16 protein-coding genes and 1 pseudogene are annotated in these 17,574 nt (G+C 61.2%); 12 read left to right on the top strand and 5 right to left on the bottom strand.

All coding sequences use genetic code 11. The annotated features are described in order from the left end of the window. Positions 1 to 12 precede the first annotated feature (12 nt). The 5 genes from FO013_RS14505 (at position 13) to FO013_RS22655 (ending at position 3,127) form a co-directional block, all read left to right on the top strand. Entirely contained in the window at positions 13 to 483 is a 471-nt protein-coding gene (locus tag FO013_RS14505) for a MarR family transcriptional regulator (RefSeq protein ID WP_143923278.1), read from the top strand. 286 nt (positions 484 to 769) lie between these two features. Beyond that, positions 770 to 1,294, top strand: coding sequence for a TRAP transporter large permease subunit (locus tag FO013_RS14500; protein ID WP_395949777.1), 525 nt, complete (start codon positions 770 to 772; stop codon positions 1,292 to 1,294). Between the two features lie 312 nt (positions 1,295 to 1,606). Further along, positions 1,607 to 1,960: a hypothetical protein gene (locus tag FO013_RS14495; protein ID WP_143923276.1), complete on the top strand. Its 354-nt coding sequence runs from the start codon at positions 1,607 to 1,609 to the stop codon at positions 1,958 to 1,960. A gap of 282 nt (positions 1,961 to 2,242) precedes the next feature. Beyond that, entirely contained in the window at positions 2,243 to 2,782 is a 540-nt protein-coding gene (locus FO013_RS22660) for a hypothetical protein (protein WP_222103645.1), read from the top strand. Positions 2,783 to 2,983: 201 nt separating this feature from the next. After that, positions 2,984 to 3,127 (top strand): hypothetical protein, encoded by a 144-nt coding sequence (locus tag FO013_RS22655; RefSeq protein WP_222103644.1) that lies wholly within the window; start codon positions 2,984 to 2,986, stop codon positions 3,125 to 3,127. Between the two features lie 172 nt (positions 3,128 to 3,299). On the opposite strand, the gene FO013_RS14485 is transcribed toward FO013_RS22655, so the two are convergent. Next, entirely contained in the window at positions 3,300 to 4,526 is a 1,227-nt protein-coding gene (locus FO013_RS14485) for a YibE/F family protein (RefSeq protein WP_143923275.1), read from the bottom strand. A 222-nt stretch (positions 4,527 to 4,748) separates the two neighbouring features. Here FO013_RS14485 and FO013_RS22650 point away from each other — a divergent pair, with 222 nt between their 5' ends. Next, a complete protein-coding gene (locus tag FO013_RS22650; RefSeq protein WP_222103643.1) occupies positions 4,749 to 5,333 on the top strand; it encodes a hypothetical protein in 585 nt (194 codons plus the stop codon). Positions 5,334 to 6,524: 1,191 nt separating this feature from the next. Next, positions 6,525 to 6,782 (top strand): annotated as a pseudogene (locus FO013_RS14475) (leucine zipper domain-containing protein); the annotation flags it as partial. 259 nt (positions 6,783 to 7,041) lie between these two features. Here the strand turns inward: FO013_RS14475 and FO013_RS22915 are convergent. Together FO013_RS22915 and FO013_RS14470 are read right to left on the bottom strand one after the other, a co-directional pair. Continuing rightward, complete coding sequence (locus tag FO013_RS22915) at positions 7,042 to 7,167, bottom strand: hypothetical protein (RefSeq protein WP_260848168.1); 126 nt, start codon at positions 7,165 to 7,167, stop codon at positions 7,042 to 7,044. After that, a complete protein-coding gene (locus tag FO013_RS14470) occupies positions 7,164 to 7,418 on the bottom strand; it encodes a MerR family transcriptional regulator (protein ID WP_143923274.1) in 255 nt (84 codons plus the stop codon). The genes FO013_RS22915 and FO013_RS14470 overlap by 4 nt, the downstream gene beginning before the upstream one ends. A gap of 161 nt (positions 7,419 to 7,579) precedes the next feature. Here FO013_RS14470 and FO013_RS14465 point away from each other — a divergent pair, with 161 nt between their 5' ends. Next, positions 7,580 to 8,011 (top strand): Hsp20/alpha crystallin family protein, encoded by a 432-nt coding sequence (locus FO013_RS14465; protein WP_143923373.1) that lies wholly within the window; start codon positions 7,580 to 7,582, stop codon positions 8,009 to 8,011. A 1,438-nt stretch (positions 8,012 to 9,449) separates the two neighbouring features. On the opposite strand, the gene FO013_RS14460 is transcribed toward FO013_RS14465, so the two are convergent. Both FO013_RS14460 and FO013_RS14455 read right to left on the bottom strand, forming a co-directional pair. Further along, positions 9,450 to 10,091, bottom strand: a complete 642-nt coding sequence (locus tag FO013_RS14460) for a biliverdin-producing heme oxygenase (RefSeq protein WP_143923273.1) — start codon at positions 10,089 to 10,091, stop codon at positions 9,450 to 9,452. Positions 10,092 to 10,232: 141 nt separating this feature from the next. After that, the gene (locus tag FO013_RS14455; RefSeq protein WP_143923272.1) at positions 10,233 to 12,659 is read right to left on the bottom strand and encodes an LPXTG cell wall anchor domain-containing protein; all 2,427 of its coding nucleotides are present in this window, start codon (positions 12,657 to 12,659) and stop codon (positions 10,233 to 10,235) included. Between the two features lie 211 nt (positions 12,660 to 12,870). Between FO013_RS14455 and FO013_RS14450 the strand changes: the two genes are divergently transcribed. The 4 genes from FO013_RS14450 to FO013_RS14435 are packed head-to-tail and all read left to right on the top strand — an operon-like array spanning position 12,871 to position 17,559. Then, entirely contained in the window at positions 12,871 to 14,133 is a 1,263-nt protein-coding gene (locus FO013_RS14450) for a heme/hemin ABC transporter substrate-binding protein (protein WP_143923271.1), read from the top strand. Further along, entirely contained in the window at positions 14,130 to 15,326 is a 1,197-nt protein-coding gene (locus tag FO013_RS14445; RefSeq protein ID WP_143923270.1) for a FecCD family ABC transporter permease, read from the top strand. Before FO013_RS14450 ends, FO013_RS14445 begins: the two co-directional genes overlap by 4 nt. Then, complete coding sequence (locus FO013_RS14440) at positions 15,323 to 16,174, top strand: heme ABC transporter ATP-binding protein (RefSeq protein WP_143923269.1); 852 nt, start codon at positions 15,323 to 15,325, stop codon at positions 16,172 to 16,174. The genes FO013_RS14445 and FO013_RS14440 overlap by 4 nt, the downstream gene beginning before the upstream one ends. Next, positions 16,168 to 17,559 (top strand): hypothetical protein, encoded by a 1,392-nt coding sequence (locus FO013_RS14435; RefSeq protein ID WP_143923268.1) that lies wholly within the window; start codon positions 16,168 to 16,170, stop codon positions 17,557 to 17,559. The genes FO013_RS14440 and FO013_RS14435 overlap by 7 nt, the downstream gene beginning before the upstream one ends. Positions 17,560 to 17,574 lie beyond the last annotated feature (15 nt).

Raw genomic sequence — 17,574 nt, 5'->3', positions numbered from 1 at the left:
TAGTATAGTGCCATGCCCCGAGACATAAAAGAACCCGTCGGCGGGGACGCCGGTGGCCAGCTCGCCGATCTCGCTGATCTCATTCTCAACGTCGGTCGGCTGGTTCGTGCCCGGACTCCGGAAGGCCCGCAGGTTGTGTCGCTGACCGAGACCGAGCGGCAGGTTATGCGGATCGTCGACTTGTACCCAGGGGCTGCACCGAGTGAGATCGCCCGCCGCGCCCGCCTGCAGCGCACCAACGTGAGCACGGCGCTACGAAACCTCGAGGGCAAGGGGATGGTTTCCCGAGCCGCCGTCGACGGCAGCGGCATCGCCGTGTGTCCGACCGATCGTGCGGCGTCCAACCTCCTGGTGCTCCGCGCCGCCTGGGCACAGGAGCTCACCGTTGTCCTGGGCGACGACCTCGACGCGGTCCGGAAGTGCACCCACCTACTCAGGCACCTGGAACACCGTCTTACCGCCGACGACCGCGGCGAACCATGACCCGAGACCCACTCGACTCTCGAATGGTCATGGCCTGGCTCCACTAGACCAGGCGACTGTGACTCATTCTGAAAGCATCGATGAGCATCGGCGCTGATCAATCCATGTGAATCGGTAGCAATCACCAGTTGTGCCGAGGTGCGGGCTTCAAATTCGGATCGCAGAACGCCGTATTGATCCGGTTCCGCTGACGGTGTAGAAACATGCATCGATTGCCGCCATATGAATGCGATTATGGGAGAACGAGAGTCTGGCGCCAGAGGCCCCGCTATGACTCACGCGCGCCTTGTTCGCCGGGTCTGCTGGCGAGAACTCGGTGATGACGATGATCTGGACTTCGATCTTTGGCGCTCTCATCGAGAAGGTCATGTTCGCCACGCTGGTCTTCGTCTTCGTCTCCGACTTGCTCGAGCGCACGCCGGTGTTCACGAAGCTCGTCGATCTGCTCAACTCGCTGCTTGGTCGTTTCCGCGGCGGCCATCTCTACACGACCACTATCGCCGGGGCCATCTTCGGGGCTATCGCCCACATCGGTGCCGTCATCACCGCTGCGGTCGGGTCGATCACGATCCCGTGGATGAAGAAGTCAGGGGTCAAGCCCGAGATCGCGGCCATAGTCGCCTCGGGGCTGGCCGGGTTCGGTGTCAGCTTCCCCTTCTCCGGGACGATGTTCATCCTCGTCGGCGGACTCGTCGCCCAGGGATCGATGGAATCTCAAGAGATCGTCAAGCCGCTGTTCTTCGCCGGGCCGTGGGCGCTCGTCTATCGTCTGATCGTCGCGTTTTCGATCGTGCGCAAATACAAGATATGATCGGTTGCGCCCGAGGATCGGCGGCCCATCCGCATGAACGCATCCCAGGGGTGGACGACAATTCTGCTGCTGGTCCCGATCTTGGTCCCTGCTCCTGTCGTTCGGCCCGCTCGCAGGCTTCCTCGCACACGCCACCGGAGTCAGCGCTCAGCCCGCGCCGGGCAAGACACTCGGCGACGGCACCGTCCTCGATCCGACACCGCTGGCGATGCCGGACGTGGTCAGCCTGCTCACCTAAATTCCCGTGCTGATGATCGTTTTCGTACGCATCCTCGGCCGGAAGTCCCTGGCGAAGTCGGTCTTCGGATGGTGTTGGCTCATCGAAGATTCGGCGTCAGGGGAATCACGATCTTCGCCGCCTCCTCAGAGTCGAATCTGCTCTGGGAGATCGGACTGGCCACTGAGCTCGAGTCGCTGCTGTCCTACGTTGATGTGCCTAAGTGGCTGATGGCGATCGCCATCGACGTAATCATCATCCTCATCGCGATGCCTCTGACTGCGAGTGCCACGATGGCGGCGATCGGACCGGTGACGGTGATGACCATGGCCAGCGCGGGCATTGCCGATGTTAACCCGCGCAAGACGTTCACCCCTCTGCTCAAGTACTACTGTGTTCCGCCGCTGGGTATCGGCACACTCATCGTTCTCGAATTCCTCCCGGTGTGAGTTTCGAGACGTCAAGAAAGGAATCGGAGAATGAATGATTCGACGGATCAGAAAAGCGGCCGCGTCCAAGCGGTGTTCTCGCATCTCTTCGCCGCCTCGACAGTGCTCTTCCTCCTCGGCGGGGCGGTGATCATCGTGTGCCAGATCGTCCTCATCGTTACTGCGAGGGAATGGCGGCCATCGACGTCGTCGAGGCGGTCGGACCTTATGCGTTCGGTACGTCCTCCGTGGTCGGACTGCTGGCCCTCGCCCTCAACTATTTCCGTAAGGTAGGACCTACCAGTGACTCGCGAGTATCCGCGGTACGCCGAGCTGGCGGCGAACACTCCGGAAGGATCCTCGTGGGGCGTATTCGCCGGCGCCGAGGAGGTGCGGACCGCAGCGAGGTCAGTGAGCAGTGGAGCAGTGTTCAATCTCGATAATGTCCTCGACCCCATCGAGCCCATCGACCCGCCGATGGCCAGGGCGCGGAAGGTATCCGAGCACGAGATCCTCCAGGCACACCCCGAGTCGCGCGACGATTTTCTCCATGAGTTCTTCTTCCAGGCGACCTCGCAGGACGACGGGCTGCGGCATCGTCGGGCATCCAGGCACGGGTTCTACAACGGGGTCGCCAATGAGAGGATCGCCGTCGGTATTCCGGATCTCGGAATCCAGGAGTGGGCGCAGCAGCCCGTCGTCGGCCGGCGAGTCCGGCTCGACTTCGCTGGGACTCTTCGCCGAGGCGGGGCGACCACTCGAGCACCGAGAGGGGCCGATCCTCGAGACGGGGCGTCTGGACGAGGCGTGCTGCCAGCAGGGGGCGTCCATCGAGGTTCGTGACGACGTCCGCTCGGGGCGCCGAGCGAGCGGTTTCCGGCAGAAGCGCTCCCGGGCCGAATGGATCGGGGATCATCGGGTGGCCGTGTTCGCCATGGACACCTTCGCCGTCGAAGTCCCGCCCGGCGCCTCTGACAGTGACTTCTTCGAATCGGCTCCCGAAGGCAGGGGGATGATGCATCAGGAACTCATCGCCACGCTTGGGTGCCTCGGGGTGAGCTGTGGAATATCAAGTCTCTGCTCGCCGATTCGATCACCACCGGACGGTGGGATGCGATGTGCGTGGTCAAGCCGCTCAACCTCGTCGGCGGTGTCGGCTCTCCGTCGAATGCCACAGCAATCCGTTGAAGGCTAATCCGCCTTGGGCCGGGAATGAGCAGGGGCTCGTTGCGGATTCTCGACGATCATTTTTCTGACAGTGCCAGGCTTGATTTAGACGTTGAGAAGAGCTGTCGCTGGAGAGATACCAACTGCTTTGCACAGATCACTATATACATTGGTTACGCGTAACTCTTGACAACTAGTGACGAGCAGCTGTTCGTTGGCTTGCAAACGTGGATCTGCTGGGACGCTGAGCCCCGGGTCTCACGACGAGAACTCCCAGGGCCGTGGTCAGCGGGATGGCAATGACGAGACCGATCGAGCACACGAGGATGCTGACCACTTCAATAGACATCTCTCCTAAAGTCAGCGTTTCGAAAAACGACTGATCATTGGCAGAGAAGATGAGAAGTGTCATGAGCGCCGAGCCTGCGTAGGCGAATGTGATCGTGTATACCGTCGAGGCGATGTGATCGCGGCCAATGCGCATTGCCCGTGCAAATAGGTGTCGGCCGCGGAGGTCGGGGGCGACTGCTGCCAGTTCCCATACCGCTGAAACTTGGGTGATGGTGACGTCGTTGAGCACGCCCAGCCCGGTGATCAGGATCGCACAGACGATGAGATCGTCCATAGCGAGGTTTGTGGAGTCAGCGAGGATGAACCCGTCTTCTGTATAAGCGATGCCCAAATTCGCCCACGATGTCATCCAGGCGCCCAAGACACCTGTGAGGATGATTCCTAATATTGTGCCGAACATTGCTGTGGTTGTTCGGGTTGAGATCCCGTGGGCCAAGTAGAGGGCGATCATCATGATGGCACTGGCTGAGACCATCGCCACGAGCACGGGAGGCTTCCCGCCGAGAATTGCCGGGAACATGAAGGCCAATAGCACGAGTCCGGCGAATCCCAGACCGAGAATCGCACGAAAGCCTCGAAGTCCGGCTACTGCGAGCACGACGATTCCGTAGATGATTGCCAGAGCCAGAATAGGCACGTCTCGGTCGTAGTCTATGAAGATGTAATCGGTACCCGTATTTGCCTTATCTGGCGAATTGGAGAAATCGATGACTTTTACTTCGTCACCGGCATTGACTCCGGCTTGGAATGCGTCGGGGGTGACGTAGAGGCTGCCCGTGTCCCCGTCTGCTTCGGCCTGGAAAGTGGTGCAGTCTGCCAGCTGCGCTGGATCGGTTGTATCAGGCTCGCACGCCGAGGAATCTACAGCTGTTACCGTTGCAACTGTGTGCTTGGCGCCTTTGTCCATCTGTGCTGTCGGGTCATCAGTTGGCAGTGTTTCCTGGGCTCCTCCGGGCCATAAGGCGAAAAGGCCGACGATGGTGAGGGCGACCAGAGGGATGAGGCAGGCGATCATCGTCACCCGCGTTCGCAGTGAAGCAGCAAGTTGTGCGTGAGATTGCATGTGCATAATCGCGGCCTACTTCAATATGTTCAGATTCAGGTTGGGCCTTCTCTCAAACTGAGATAGACAAGTAGGCCCAGTTTAGTGATCAGGCTTGCCCTGATCGTAACCGAATTCGACCCTGATGCGCAGTATAACGAACAGACTCGTTTAAACAGCCCGCGAGCCACCCTAGGTGCCTCATATACTTTTGCCCGCGAAATGGTGGACCCTCGGACACTAGGTGGAGTGAACTGTCGATGGCGACTCGAACAGAGATCACCGCCGAAATACGCCAGGGAATACAAGAAGGCCTCGAAGAAGATCAAAGGGGCCGTGCTCGACGAGGTCACCGCCGTCACCGGCTGGACTCGCGGCAATGCCCGACGGCGCTTGGCCCAAGCAGCGAACCACCCGCCCGGACCCGGCAAGACAATCGCCACACGGCCGCGGAAACTTCGGGCCAGGAAATACTTCTACGACGCAGTGAAAATCCTCCAACGCGTGTGGGCGATCTCCGGCGGCCAATGCGGCAAATACCTTCATGCGACGATGCAGATCCTTCTCGACCTCCTCGAAGCTCACACCGAGCTCGTCTACGGCCAGGACCGCTACTCCAAGACGGTGCGTAAGGAATTACTGGCGATGAGCCCGGCCACGATCGACCGGTACCTGCCGCCCACACGGGCCAAAGACGCCATCGGCGGGCACTCAACGACGAAGCCTGGCACGCTGCTGCGTTCAGCGATCACGAACCGGCGGGCCGGTGACGAGGCCGAAGACGAACCTGGCTTCTTCGAAGGCGATACCGTCGCCCACTGCGAGCCCGTCTAGTCCGGAGAATTCGCGCGTACGCTCAACCTCACCGACTTCCACACCGGATGGACCTACACCCGCATCGTACGCAACAACGCCCACACGAACATCCTGGCTGGGCTGAAGACCGCAGCGCGTGAGGTTCCGTTCCAGATCACTGGCCTGGACTTCGATAACGGGTCGGAGTTCCTCAATCAATACGTCCAATACGTCATCGAATGGGCCGGATCACAGGGCATCTACTTCACCAGGTCGCCTCCATATAAGAAGAATGATCAGGCCACGATCGAGTCGAAGAACAACCACGTCGTCCGCCGCTACGGGTTCTACTACCGCTACGCCACTGACCTGGAGAGACGCGCACTCAACCGACTCTTGCGCCTGGTCAATGATCGGGTGAACTATCTGATGCCCACGATCAAACCCACCGGATACTCCTCCACGCGCAACGGGCGACGTAAACGGGTCTACGACGCCCCGCGCACACCCTTCGACAGGCTCCTTGATGCCGTGTCCTGTCATCGAAGCAGGTGGAGGAGATGACGGCGTATCGGGATAGTCTCAACCCGGCGAAGATCGCTGCCGAAATCGCCAGGATCCAGGACTGGCTGCTGGTGCTCTCACGCGAGAAGACCGAGCAGTTATACCTGGCGTCGTTCACCAACCTAGTCGGCCAACACCGGGCCAGCCACTATCCATTAGAGAGGCATTACGATATGACCGATGCCTCTGTTCTATATCGCGTCCTCGGCCGATGTACTAGACCGTGTCTGGCAGGAACTCCTTGTTGACGGAGCGGCACTCATGGCCAAAAGCGACTAGGAACTCGGCCCCTTTGGCTGGCTCAATGACCTCTTCGGCCAGCCTTGATAACTCAGCTTCCACTCTGGTGAAGTTCATACAGAGATCTGAATATGGAAGAAACACGGCATCCGTACCGGGGCGCTTAGCGCTTTAAGAACTTCTCGACGTGCAAAGTGCCACGGTATTTCGTGCCCAAAGTAGTTCGCACCTCTACACCTGATCGAGAGCAGAAGTCATGATCTTTCGCAGCAGGCTCGACCCTGGACAAGAGCGCCTGACGAGGCTCAGCCGAGCCTAGGTGTATTAACCATGGAGGTTAGTGACAGACGGCGTGGCATCGTGACATGAAGTAGAACCCCGAGTGAGGTGGTGCTTGTCTAAGAGCCCATCTACCCGGAGGTCTACATCTCCCATCCTAACGCCGTACTCTCACCCAAAAGACGTCTGCTCTTGGCTCGGTGCATCGTTGATGATGGGTGGCCACTACGACGCACTGCCGAACGTTTCCAGGTCTCGGTGCCCACCGCCGCCCGCTGGGCTACCAGATACCGCAACGACGGTGCCGAGGGCATGCAGGATCGCTGCAGCCGGCCCACACGGTCCCCACGACAGACTCCTGTCCGCCGCGGACGTCGAATCATTGCCATGCGTATCAACCATCGTGGTTGGCGATCATGTCACTCATCTTCTTCGATATGAGTGGTTCGGCTGGCCGGTGATACAGGTCGGGCTCCGAGGTTCGGCATCCACGTTACGGTCGGGCTCAAGGCATGTGCTCTGCCAGTGGTTCTGGCCCCTATGAGCGATTTCCCTGGTGCCTTCGACTCCCGGTGACAACACTTCTGGATCATGATGACTGGGGGCATGAATCATGCCGGGGCTTTTAGGCAATCGACCCCTTCTATCCTGACGGATGTTGGGGCTACTTAAAAGGTAACGGGGCCAATGCATCGAGACGATCGGCATCGACCTCTGTGGCATCAATGACCTGTTCGTTCCAGTCAGACTCTGGTACTTCCACACCGGGCCGGTTGTCTTCCGTCATCATTGCTTCCTCCTCAATTCGTACCGAAGCGAGGTGTTCTCATCCTGGAGGTCGAGGATGATTCCGATGCTAGCGAGATTCGCACCCACGTCAACCAGCTCGCGCACACGCCGCAATCGAACAATATCACCGCGACTGAACCGCCGCGTCCCACCCTGGCTCCGGGCCGGCGTCACCAGCCCACGAGCCTCATACTGCCGCAATGACTGCACGCCCACCCCTGTCAGCTCAGCAACAGTCGAGATCGTGAACATGAGCCCACCAGGGGCTGATATCGCCTTTTCAGCGTCTCCCAAAATCTTTCCTTCCGACGATTGACAGTATCGCTCAGATCGACTATATGTATGTGCATCAGATGATGTAGATCATATCATCTACATGAATCCACCATCCAGAAAAGGAGGTTTCACCAATGATCATGATGCGCACTGACCCATTCCGAGAAGTCGAACGCCTGAGCAGAGAAATCTTCGCAGCCACCGGCACAACTGCCCGCCCCGTAATGATGCCCATGGACGCCTGGCGCGACGGCGACACCTTCCGCGTCGAACTCGACCTACCAGGAATCGATCCTGACAACATCGACCTCGACGTTGAGAACAACGTCGTCACCGTCAAAGCCGAACGGCCCGCCCCCGACCACGGGGAGTCTTCAGTCGCCGCCGAGCGGCCCCGTGGAACCTTCAGCCGTCAGCTTGTCCTCGGCGACAACCTCGATACCAGCACTATCACGGCGGACTATGACGCCGGCGTGCTCACACTCAGTATTCCCGTCGCGGAGTCGGCGAAGCCCCGCAAGATCACCATCAACTCGGGTTCTGCTGAACCGGCGGCCATCAGCGCATAGTGACCGTAGGTGGTGTGTTGTCATGCAGAACACGTATGCGCCAGATGGCCAGCTGGGTATCGATGCTGCGTTCTGGGCGATCGTTCTCGGCGACCCCGGCCTGCGGGAACTCGACACAAGTCAGCACGCAACCGACCAACCACGGGTCACAGTTGGTTGCGGGTGCCGGGTCTTCAGGCGCTCCAACCCGAGGCCGTTCTTCCAGTCGCCCGGTCTCCCGGCATGCCAAGTTGCCGCCCACAGAATAGTCCCATGTCAGCGTTCTCCTCCCCGGTTTGAGGACGCTGACACCACCGACGAATGGAGTTGAGAAGCTTCCGTATTTATGTAGGCCTATGGAGTCGTGTGGTCGCGCCCGCCGTTCTTCCTACCTGTGTGCTCGACGCATGATGCGCGGCAGTGACGCCACAATGACGGTGAAAACGATGCGGGCCCGCCCACGGCTTCCCCTACTGGCCCCGGGGAAATATCCCGGGGCCAGACCATGTTCGGTTGAGAGACGAGAAACGAGGAGACCTTGATTATCAGCTTCCTGGAGAGACTGTTCGTTGTCTGGCCCTGGCACGCTCGAGCACTCATTGGCAACGCCATATCATCCCGCCACCGACCACTGGCGGGCCAGCAGCCTGTGCCGTTTGACCGCCTCAGGGCCCCATAAGCAACGCGTTGACCAGTTCGCGGGAAGTCTCAGCGTGGAGGAACGCTCGAACGCGCTCGACTGTCTCATCGCTTCGGAGCTTGCTTCGTTGCCATCGTGCACCCTCGACGAAAGCTTCCCGTTTGCGCTCGCGCACAACCGAGAGCGAGTATGAGTGTCTCAAAACGTCGAAGTCGGTGTTCGGGTGAATTTGTTCTGCGGTCTTTAGTGCCTGTCGGTCCCAGTTCACCCTTGTTTCGCCTTCTTCCGGTTCGTCGGCCGAAATCTTTATGTCAGTGTTATATACTGAGTGGTCGATCCTTCTAAGGTCTGAACGATAGGGTTGCTGAAGGCCAGGTCATGGAGTCAACCAAGTCCCTGAACCTTCTCAGCAATCAGTGAATCATTGGAATGATTGGCCCCTTGCCCAAGATGGATTTTGAGCCCGAATGCTTTCAAGACCTGCCCGAGCAATGACTTCGACGACCGGGACTTCTCCGTGATCTTCGCTCGCGAACAATGACTCGTATTCTTGAGCGCCGGGTACAGTGTGTCTACTACGACGTTTGACTTGTTCGGGCATAACGGGGCGCGCTAAAGGAAGCTCGATATTCGATTCTCCGACCGCGGCATCCATCACGTTTTTCGACCGCAGGAGTAGATCCTTCCCGGACCTTAGACGCCTGGTCCAACGCTCCAACTGGTCGCATGCACCTCCTGAGAATGCCAGCTCGGCTAGGGTCCTTCTCGTTGCGTCGTATTCCATTCGACATGCCATTAGAAACGGATTAACGGCGAAAACTACTCCTCGACTGTGGTTGCCGGGCGCTCGGTCATGGGCGTCAGCTCGGCGAGGAGGTGTCCGTTGAGCTTGAACGCGGTCATCGTCTCGTCGAGAACCGTCTGCTCATCGCCACCTGTGCTTGTGATCTCGTTGAGGTGCAGACGGTATGAGTCCTTGTAAGGCTTTGTTTTGCCGAGAGCGGCGAAGTCCCAAATCGTCAGAGAGCTTGCCGGCAGGGCGTAGTGCCTGCCCATCAGAGCTCCGATGGCTTGTCCGCCCGACAAGTCGCCGAGGTAGCGGGTGTAGTGCTGAGCGATGAGCTGCTCGGGCTTTTCGATCTGTTCGAGGCGGGCCGCATAGGTTTCCGCGCTGGAGGTGATCGGAAGATCGGCACCCTTGAGTTCATACAGATCGTTGACGATGCGCTCGAAGCGAAACAGATTCGCGTCGTGGAACGGCGTGAAGATCGGGTCATTGGCGAATTCGCGCGACTTCCTCTCGAGGGCGTCGTAGATCGTCCCGTACTGTTTGAGCAGGAGAGCGTAGGCGGCAGCATCCAGCCGACCTTCCATGAGGTCGACCACGAAATTGGTGTGTTCAACCTCGTCGTGGATGGTGGCTGTGCTGTTCTTGAGGCGAGTGGAGAACGGTTCAGTCATGATAGTTCCTCATTGAGAGATCGACGATCCAGCGATCGGGTCGTGATGATATGGCTGTGTGTGAGTTCGTCCCGGTTCGGTGAGAAGACACCGAACCGGGACGAACTCACAGGTTCACTACATTGCTTGTTTTAACTCGGTTTAGCGTTTGCGCATCCGAGAGAACATCACGGATGCTGCACCGAGGACGATCAGACCGGCCGCGATCGGCAGGGTGACCAGTTCGGTACCTGTGCGCGGCAGGTTCGATCCGCCAGCGGAGCCCTCGAAACCGGAGTCCGCAGACGAGGAGCCCTCGGTACCCGACCCTGCGCCGGCGTTGGATCCATCGGCTGAACCCTCAGCGGCATCGGCGGTGCCGTCGGCTGATCCGGCGGCATCTGCTCCGGTGCCGTCGGTCGAACCTTCGGCTCCGCCAGCGGCTGATCCGGCGGCAGCGTCGTCATCGGCTGCAGCATTCACTGTGACGGTGAACTCTGCAGTGTCCGAGGGAACGCCCTCGACCGTTGCGGCTGCGGTGTAGGCGTACGTGCCTGCGGCACTCGGGGCCTTGGCGGTGAAGTAGCCTTCAGCGTCGGCCGTGACGGTCACTGTGCCTTCAGATGGAACCTCGTCCTCGGACGCTGTGGCCTGTGTCTTAACCTGAGTCTGAGCTGCCTGGTTCTCGGCCGTGTCCGGGGTCCACGCGAGAGTCACCTCGGCGTTCGGTGCGGCCTTACCCGTGATCTCGCCGTTCTCGCCAACTGTCTGGTCGCCGATCTCAGGCTTCGCGGGTGTTTCGACTCCGCCATCGTCGGATCCATCGGAATCGCTGCCGTCGGCCGAGCCTTTTGAGTCAGCCTCTGCACCGTCGGCGGTACCCTTGTCGTCAGCTTCGGCGCCGTCAGCGGTACCTTCGGAGTCGGTCTCAGCTTCAGCCTCGGCTCCGTCGGCAGCGCCCTTGTCGTCAGCCTCCGCACCGTCGGCGGTACCCTTGTCGTCAGCTTCGGCGCCGTCAGCGGTACCTTCGGAGTCGGTCTCAGCTTCAGCCTCGGCTCCGTCTTCGTCGCCTTTGGCTCCGTCGGCAGCGCCCTTGTCGTCAGCCTCCGCACCGTCGGCCGATCCGTCCTCGTCAGACTCGGCACCGTCGGCTGCACCTTCGGTGTCGGTTTCGCTGTTCGCTTCGTCGCCCTCGGCGCCGGTGTCGGAGTCGGCCTCTGCCTCATCCGTGTCTTCGCTGGGGAAGAGGGCTTCCTTCTGCTCGTGGCTCAGTTCGATGGGTGCGCGGTAGAGCAGTGCGTCGCCCTGAGCCAACCCGTGAGCGACCCAGGTGACGAGGTCGTAGTCCTTTGCTTCATCGAGATCAGCCGTCTCGGCGAGGACATCAACATCGATCTTGCCGTCGGTGATCTGCGTTGGACGCACGTATTGCACGCCGGCGGTGTTGCCCGCATTGATATCGTCGCTGGCCAGCTCGCGATCGACGACCGCAGCGTATGCGCCGGCGGCCGGAGTCCCGAGGCTGGAGTTCGGCAGATTGTCGTAGCCCTCACCCTTGACGTTGACGGTCAGACCCTCCTCGGCGTCCACCGACTTCACCGAGTGCGAGGTCGAGACATCCGGGGCCGGAGCTTGGGCGGTGTATTCCACCGTGACCGGATTGGTCTTTTTGCGCGGCTGGATCGAGGTGGCGGCACCTGCGGTCGTGTACCAGTAGGAGTCCTGGCCGGTCTCAATATTGAAGTCGATCCAGTCCTGAGGCATGGCGCCCCACCAAGACTCGTTCTCGGCAGACTTCGGAGCCTGGAGATTACGACCATCGGTCGTAGTTTCCACGCCGAGGTAGTCGGGGGTGAATTCGAACCCATCCTCGGTGACGTCGACGGATCCGTTCTGAATCTCGACGACATCGCCTTCGCGGGGATCGAGCTTCTTCCAGACGCTGAGGTCGTCCATGTCCGCACCGTAGCCGGAGTAGGTCCCGGTGATCGTGCCCTTGCCGTCCTTGACCTCGAGCTTGGGGTCAGAGATGGTCCAGTAGGTCATGCCGCCGTAGTAGGCGAAGCTCCAGGAGCCCTCCCACTGGATCGACGCATTGTCGGCATCGGGATCAATTGTGCCCGTGCCGTTCTTGATTTCGACGTGGTCACCGGTGTGGTTGTCCGCGGCTTCAGCATTGACCTTGCCGTTGACGACTGTGCCCTCGCCGGTCTTGCAGCGGTCATCGAAGGTCGACAGCTCTCCGTTGGTTTTGACGATGGATGTGTTCTCATCGACGAATTTCCCTGATCCGTCGACCTTATACAGCGTTCCACTGTCATTGGCCGTCCAGATTCGTGCCATCGTTGCGTCCCCGGCAACGCCAGCCGTCAGGAAGTTGCATCCACCGAAGTAGGAACCGCCGGTGGACTCGTCGTTGACCGACCATTGGAAGACAGCGTCGTCGACGGTGTTCTCGGCAGCAAAAGCCGGTGCCGACAGCCCGAGCCCCAGCAGGCCGGTGGCGGCCGCGACCGCGGCCCCGACTGCCAGCGGCGGTGTGAAGCGTCGTGCTGTGGAAGCACTCGCGCGCACACTCCTGTGCGTCATAGATTCTCCTCATTCTTTGCGCCGAAGGCGGCGATGACTGCGTGATTCCAGGAGCCGTTGCCGTGCCTGGACCGAACTTCAGCAAAACTTGTGGATTTGCTGAACGGTAAATAGACTACACAGATATAACCTAAAAAAACAAGGCGAGCCTAACCTTAATTGAAGCAGCCTTGCCTAATTAACCTGACTAGTAGAGATGTTCGGGTAACTCATGCCGAAGTGGACATTGCGGAGGGCGCTGCGTCAGCGCTCCTTCCGCAGAACTGCCTGGCTCGCAGGCGGTCTGATACTGGCGATCCTGCTGTGGAACAACGGTATCCACAACGTCGGTTCGATCAACGCCCAAGGTGAGGCCGCATGCCAGCAGCCTCCCGCACGATTGACTCCGAATATGCCGACGGTTCCTCACGTCGACCGGTCCGCACTCCCGGACCCGACGGAGATCACCGGGCCGACGACCGCCTACACCCAGGCGGGAGAGATTCCGCCGGTCTCTGACACCGCTGCCCATGAAGCGAACCTGCCGGTGACCGTCACAAGCAACGACGGCCCGCAGCAGACGGTGAAGAAGACCGACCGGATCCTCGCCATGAATCAGAACGGCGGGATCGCCGCTGCCGTTGTCGGGCTCGGATTCGGCTGCAACCTTGTCGGACGTGACATCGCCACCGACTTCACCCAGCTGGTCCCCGGTGCCCAGCAGCTTCCCCTCATCACTCAGGGAGGGCATGAGATCAACGCCGAGGCGGTGCTGGCGCTGTCACCAGACGTGATCCTCACAGACACGACGATCGGACCCTACGACGCCCAGCTTCAGCTGCGGAACGCCGGAATCCCCGTGATCTTCATCTCATCCTCCTATTCCGAGGGTGTGCGTTCGGCAGGACCGCAGATCCGCGAGGTCGCCGAGGCACTCGGCGTCTCCGAACTCGGCGAGAAACTCGCCGAGCGAACCGTGCAGGAGATCGATGAGACGAAGAAGGCCATAGCCAAGTTGGCACCGAAGCAGCCGGCCGATCGTCCGCGGACGGTGTTCCTCTACCTGCGCGGCAGCATCTACTACTGGTTCGGCGTTGGATCGGGTGCCGACTCGCTCATCCAATCTGTCTCTGCCCGTGACGTCGCCGCCGAGGTCGGGTTCGAAGGCATGTCGCCGACGAACTCAGAAGCGCTGATCAAGGCTGCTCCCGACGTCATCATCGTCATGACCCTCGGGCTGGCCTCGGTGGGCGGAATCGACAAGGCCCTCGAGCTTCCCGGCATCAAGCAGACGCCCGCAGGCGAGAACAAGCGCATCGTCGATATGAGCGACTACGAAGTGATGAGCTTCGGGCCGCGTTCGGCGCAGATCCTCGCGGCACTCGGAACCGCGATCTATGCCCCGGACCTCGCCTACCACCCTGACCATCCACCGACATCGATCGAAAAGCGCTTGGAAGAGATCAATGAAGAACTGGAAGACGAGGACTCATGAGTGAGTCCACCGACACGCAGGGCCTGCCTCTGCGCCGCTCGCAGCGACATTACGACCAGAATTCGGGCGGTGGCCGCTCAGCGCGGGTCGACCCGACCGTCGGGCTCGATGTCACCGCCGATGCCGGCGAGCTCGACCTCGGCAAGCTTCGAGGCCAGCGGACTGCGCGGGCCGGAACCCTGTTCCTCGTCCTCATCATCGCGCTCGTGGCCGCCTGCATCCTCTCGGCCGCGATCGGCCAGCTCTTCATCCCTCCGCTCGAGGTCGTCGGATCCCTGCTGAACAAGGTCGGCATCGACTGGTTGCCGGGGCCAAGCCGTGAGTTCGGCGAGGAGGCCCTGTGGCAGGTGCGTTTCCCCCGCGTCGTGATGACGGTCCTCGTCGGCGCGGCACTGGCCGTGGCCGGAGCGATGATGCAGGGCGTCTTCGGCAACCCCCTGGCCGAACCAGGTGTCGTCGGGGTTTCCTCCGGCGCCGCCGTCGGCGCCAGTGCATCGATCCTCTTCGGCTGGACCTTCCTCGGCGGCTTCACGACTCCGGCGTTGGCCTTCGCCAGCGGCCTGATCACGACGTTCATCGTCTACACGGTCTCCCGCTCTGGCGGCCGCACCGAGGTGATCACGCTTGTGCTCACGGGCGTCGCTGTCAATGCCATCGCCGGAGCGGCGATCGCCTACATCACCTTCGCCGCTCCCACCTCGGCGAGAGAGCAGATCGTGTTCTGGCAGATGGGCAGCTTCAACGGCAGCCTGTGGTCGCAGGTCGGGCTCATCCTCCCGCTCATCGTCTTCGGCATCATCATCGCTCAGACCTTGGCCCCGGGTCTCGATCTCCTGTCCCTGGGGGAGAAGAGCGCCCGGCACGTCGGCGTCAATGTCGAGAGACTGCGGCTCATCGTCATGGCCGTCGTCGCTCTCCTCGTGTCCGCCGCCGTCGCCTTCTGCGGGATCATCGCCTTCGTCGGCCTCGTCGTCCCGCACATCATCCGCATGATCATCGGCCCCGGGCACCGGCTGTTGCTGCCGGCCACCGTCCTCGGCGGTGCGGTGCTGCTGTCCATTGCGGATCTCGCCGCTCGCACCCTCGTCGAATTCGCCGATCTGCCGATCGGCATGCTCACCTCCCTGGTGGGCGGACCGTTCTTCTTCTACCTCATCCGACGCAGTCGCCGAGAGTCCGGAGGCTGGGCATGAGCATTATCTCCCTCAACCGCTCCCAGGTTCGCCGCCCCGACTTCCCCGTCCCGGGCAAGCCCATCATCTCCGTGCGGGGTGCCGAGGTCAGCTTCGGAGATCGGCGGATTCTGGCCGGCATCGACCTCGACATCAATTGCGGAGAGGTGCTGGCGATCGTCGGACCCAATGGTGCGGGCAAGTCGACCCTGGTCAATGTCGTCACCGCCGACGTGGAGCTCGACGTGGGCAAGGTCTACATCGACGACGAGGTGGAGTACTCGTGGTCGACCCGTGAGCTGGCGATGCGCCGAGCCGTCCTCCTCCAGGACATCGGTCTTGCCTTCCCCTTCACGGTCCTCGAGGTGGTCGAGATGGGCCGGTCTCCGTGGGCGGGCCTGCGCGAGTCTCAGCATGATGACCTCATCGTCTCCGGCGCCATGTCGAGGACGGAGACCGTGCAGTTCGCTGCTCGAAAGTTCACCTCGCTCTCCGGCGGTGAGAAGGCCAGGGTGGCCCTGGCTCGCGTGCTTGCCCAGGCCACACCCGCGCTTCTGCTCGACGAACCGACGGCTCCCATGGACATCCGTCATCAGGAGCTGGTCCTGCAGCAGGCCAAGGACTACGCCGCTACAGGAGGCGCCGTGGTCATCATCGTCCACAACCTCGACATCGCCGGTGCCTATGCCGATCGGATCGCCATGATCTCCGACGGATCGATCATCGCCCAAGGCCAGCCCTCCGAGGTGCTGACTGCCGACCTCATCAGTTCCGTCTACGACTACCCAGTGACAATCGTTGCCGACCCGAACACCGGTGCGCCCCTGGTGGTGCCCGTGCGAGCCGGTCGAAAGGAAAGCCCATGCTGAACGCGGTACGCAAGCGAGCGACCACCTCGGCGCCGGTGAAGAAGATCCTGGCGCTCATCACGATCACCGGCCTCCTGGCCGTGCTCGTGACCCTGACCTCGACGACGTTGAACCCCAGCCCCGCCGAGGCGGCCGCCAAGGTGTCCGTGTTCGGGACCCCGAAGGCCGACGGGGAATCATCCCTCGACCTCTCCGGTTCGGGATTCCAGTCGGTTGAGGGCGGATTCGGAGGAATCTACGTCCTCTTCGGGTGGGTCGACGACCAATCCGGCGGCTGGCGCCCGAGCAAAGGCGGAGTCACAGGGACGAACTACCGCTACGTCTACGACGACGAGACGAATCCGACCGGTTATCAGGTCTTCGTCACGTTCCCGGGCTCGAGCACGGCCTATGCGGCCAACGGCGGAGAGATTGCGGCGAACGGCACATGGAAGGCGACGATTCGGGTGCCGGGGTCGACCTTCACGACCTACGACCGGGCTCAGAATGAGACGCAGGTCGACTGCACCCAAGTTCAGTGCGGGATCATCACGATCGGGGCTCACGGAGTCACGAACGCGAACAACGAATCCTTCACCCCTGTCGACTTCTCCGCCTCCGGTGCTGCCGCGAGCGGGGACGCGGAGAAGAAGGACGAGGACGCAATGGCCTCGGACAGCGAGTCAGAGAAGAAGGACGACACCGAGACCACAGATGCGGCCGAGACAACCTCTGCCGACACCGGCACCTCCGGCAGCGGCACTACTGGCAGCGGGACCGCGAACGACGCCGGTGTGCAGGCTCCTGCGGTCGCACCCGTGGAAAGCGAACCACCGATGAGCACCTCGTGGCTGATCTTCTTCGCGATACTCGCCGGAGTCCTCGTGCTCGGATCGATCATCGCGATCGGACTCGGCTTCGGCATCGGCGGCTACCTCGCGGTCAAGAGCCTCCTGCTCGGCGTCAGTCCGGCAGCCATGGAGAAGGAACGTGATCGGCGAGAGAAGAAGCGGATCAGAACCAAACACAAGCTGGCCAAGCGGAGGATCAGGATGCAGCGGCGGAAGAAGCTGCAGCTGGCCAAGCTCGAACGCAGCTCCGAACGCGCCGTGGCCCAGAGCAGCCATCAGGGTGGCAGCAATGGGGCCGGGAAGCTCCCGCCGCAGGTGATCGCCTTCTTCGAGGATGAGAACACGGGGCCGGGCAGCAGGTCGCGAGTCGCGGCAGAGGCGGGCGATGGTTCCGCACCGGACTTCTACACGGGCGGTTTCGTCCCGGGAGCCGGAAAGCTGACAGACGGTGGAGCAGACGCACAGACGGATCCCGAGGAGCGCAGGGACACTCGGGTTCTGGCTCGTGTGCGTGCGGACGAAGCGGAGACAACGACCCTCCCGGAAACGAAATGACGACACGCTCACGGA

This window comes from Brevibacterium aurantiacum (assembly GCF_007558825.1).
Classification (GTDB): Bacteria; Actinomycetota; Actinomycetes; order Actinomycetales; family Brevibacteriaceae; genus Brevibacterium; species Brevibacterium aurantiacum_A.
The sequence above is the reverse complement of the archived record's forward strand: the minus strand, read 5'-3'. Positions and strand labels throughout refer to the sequence as shown.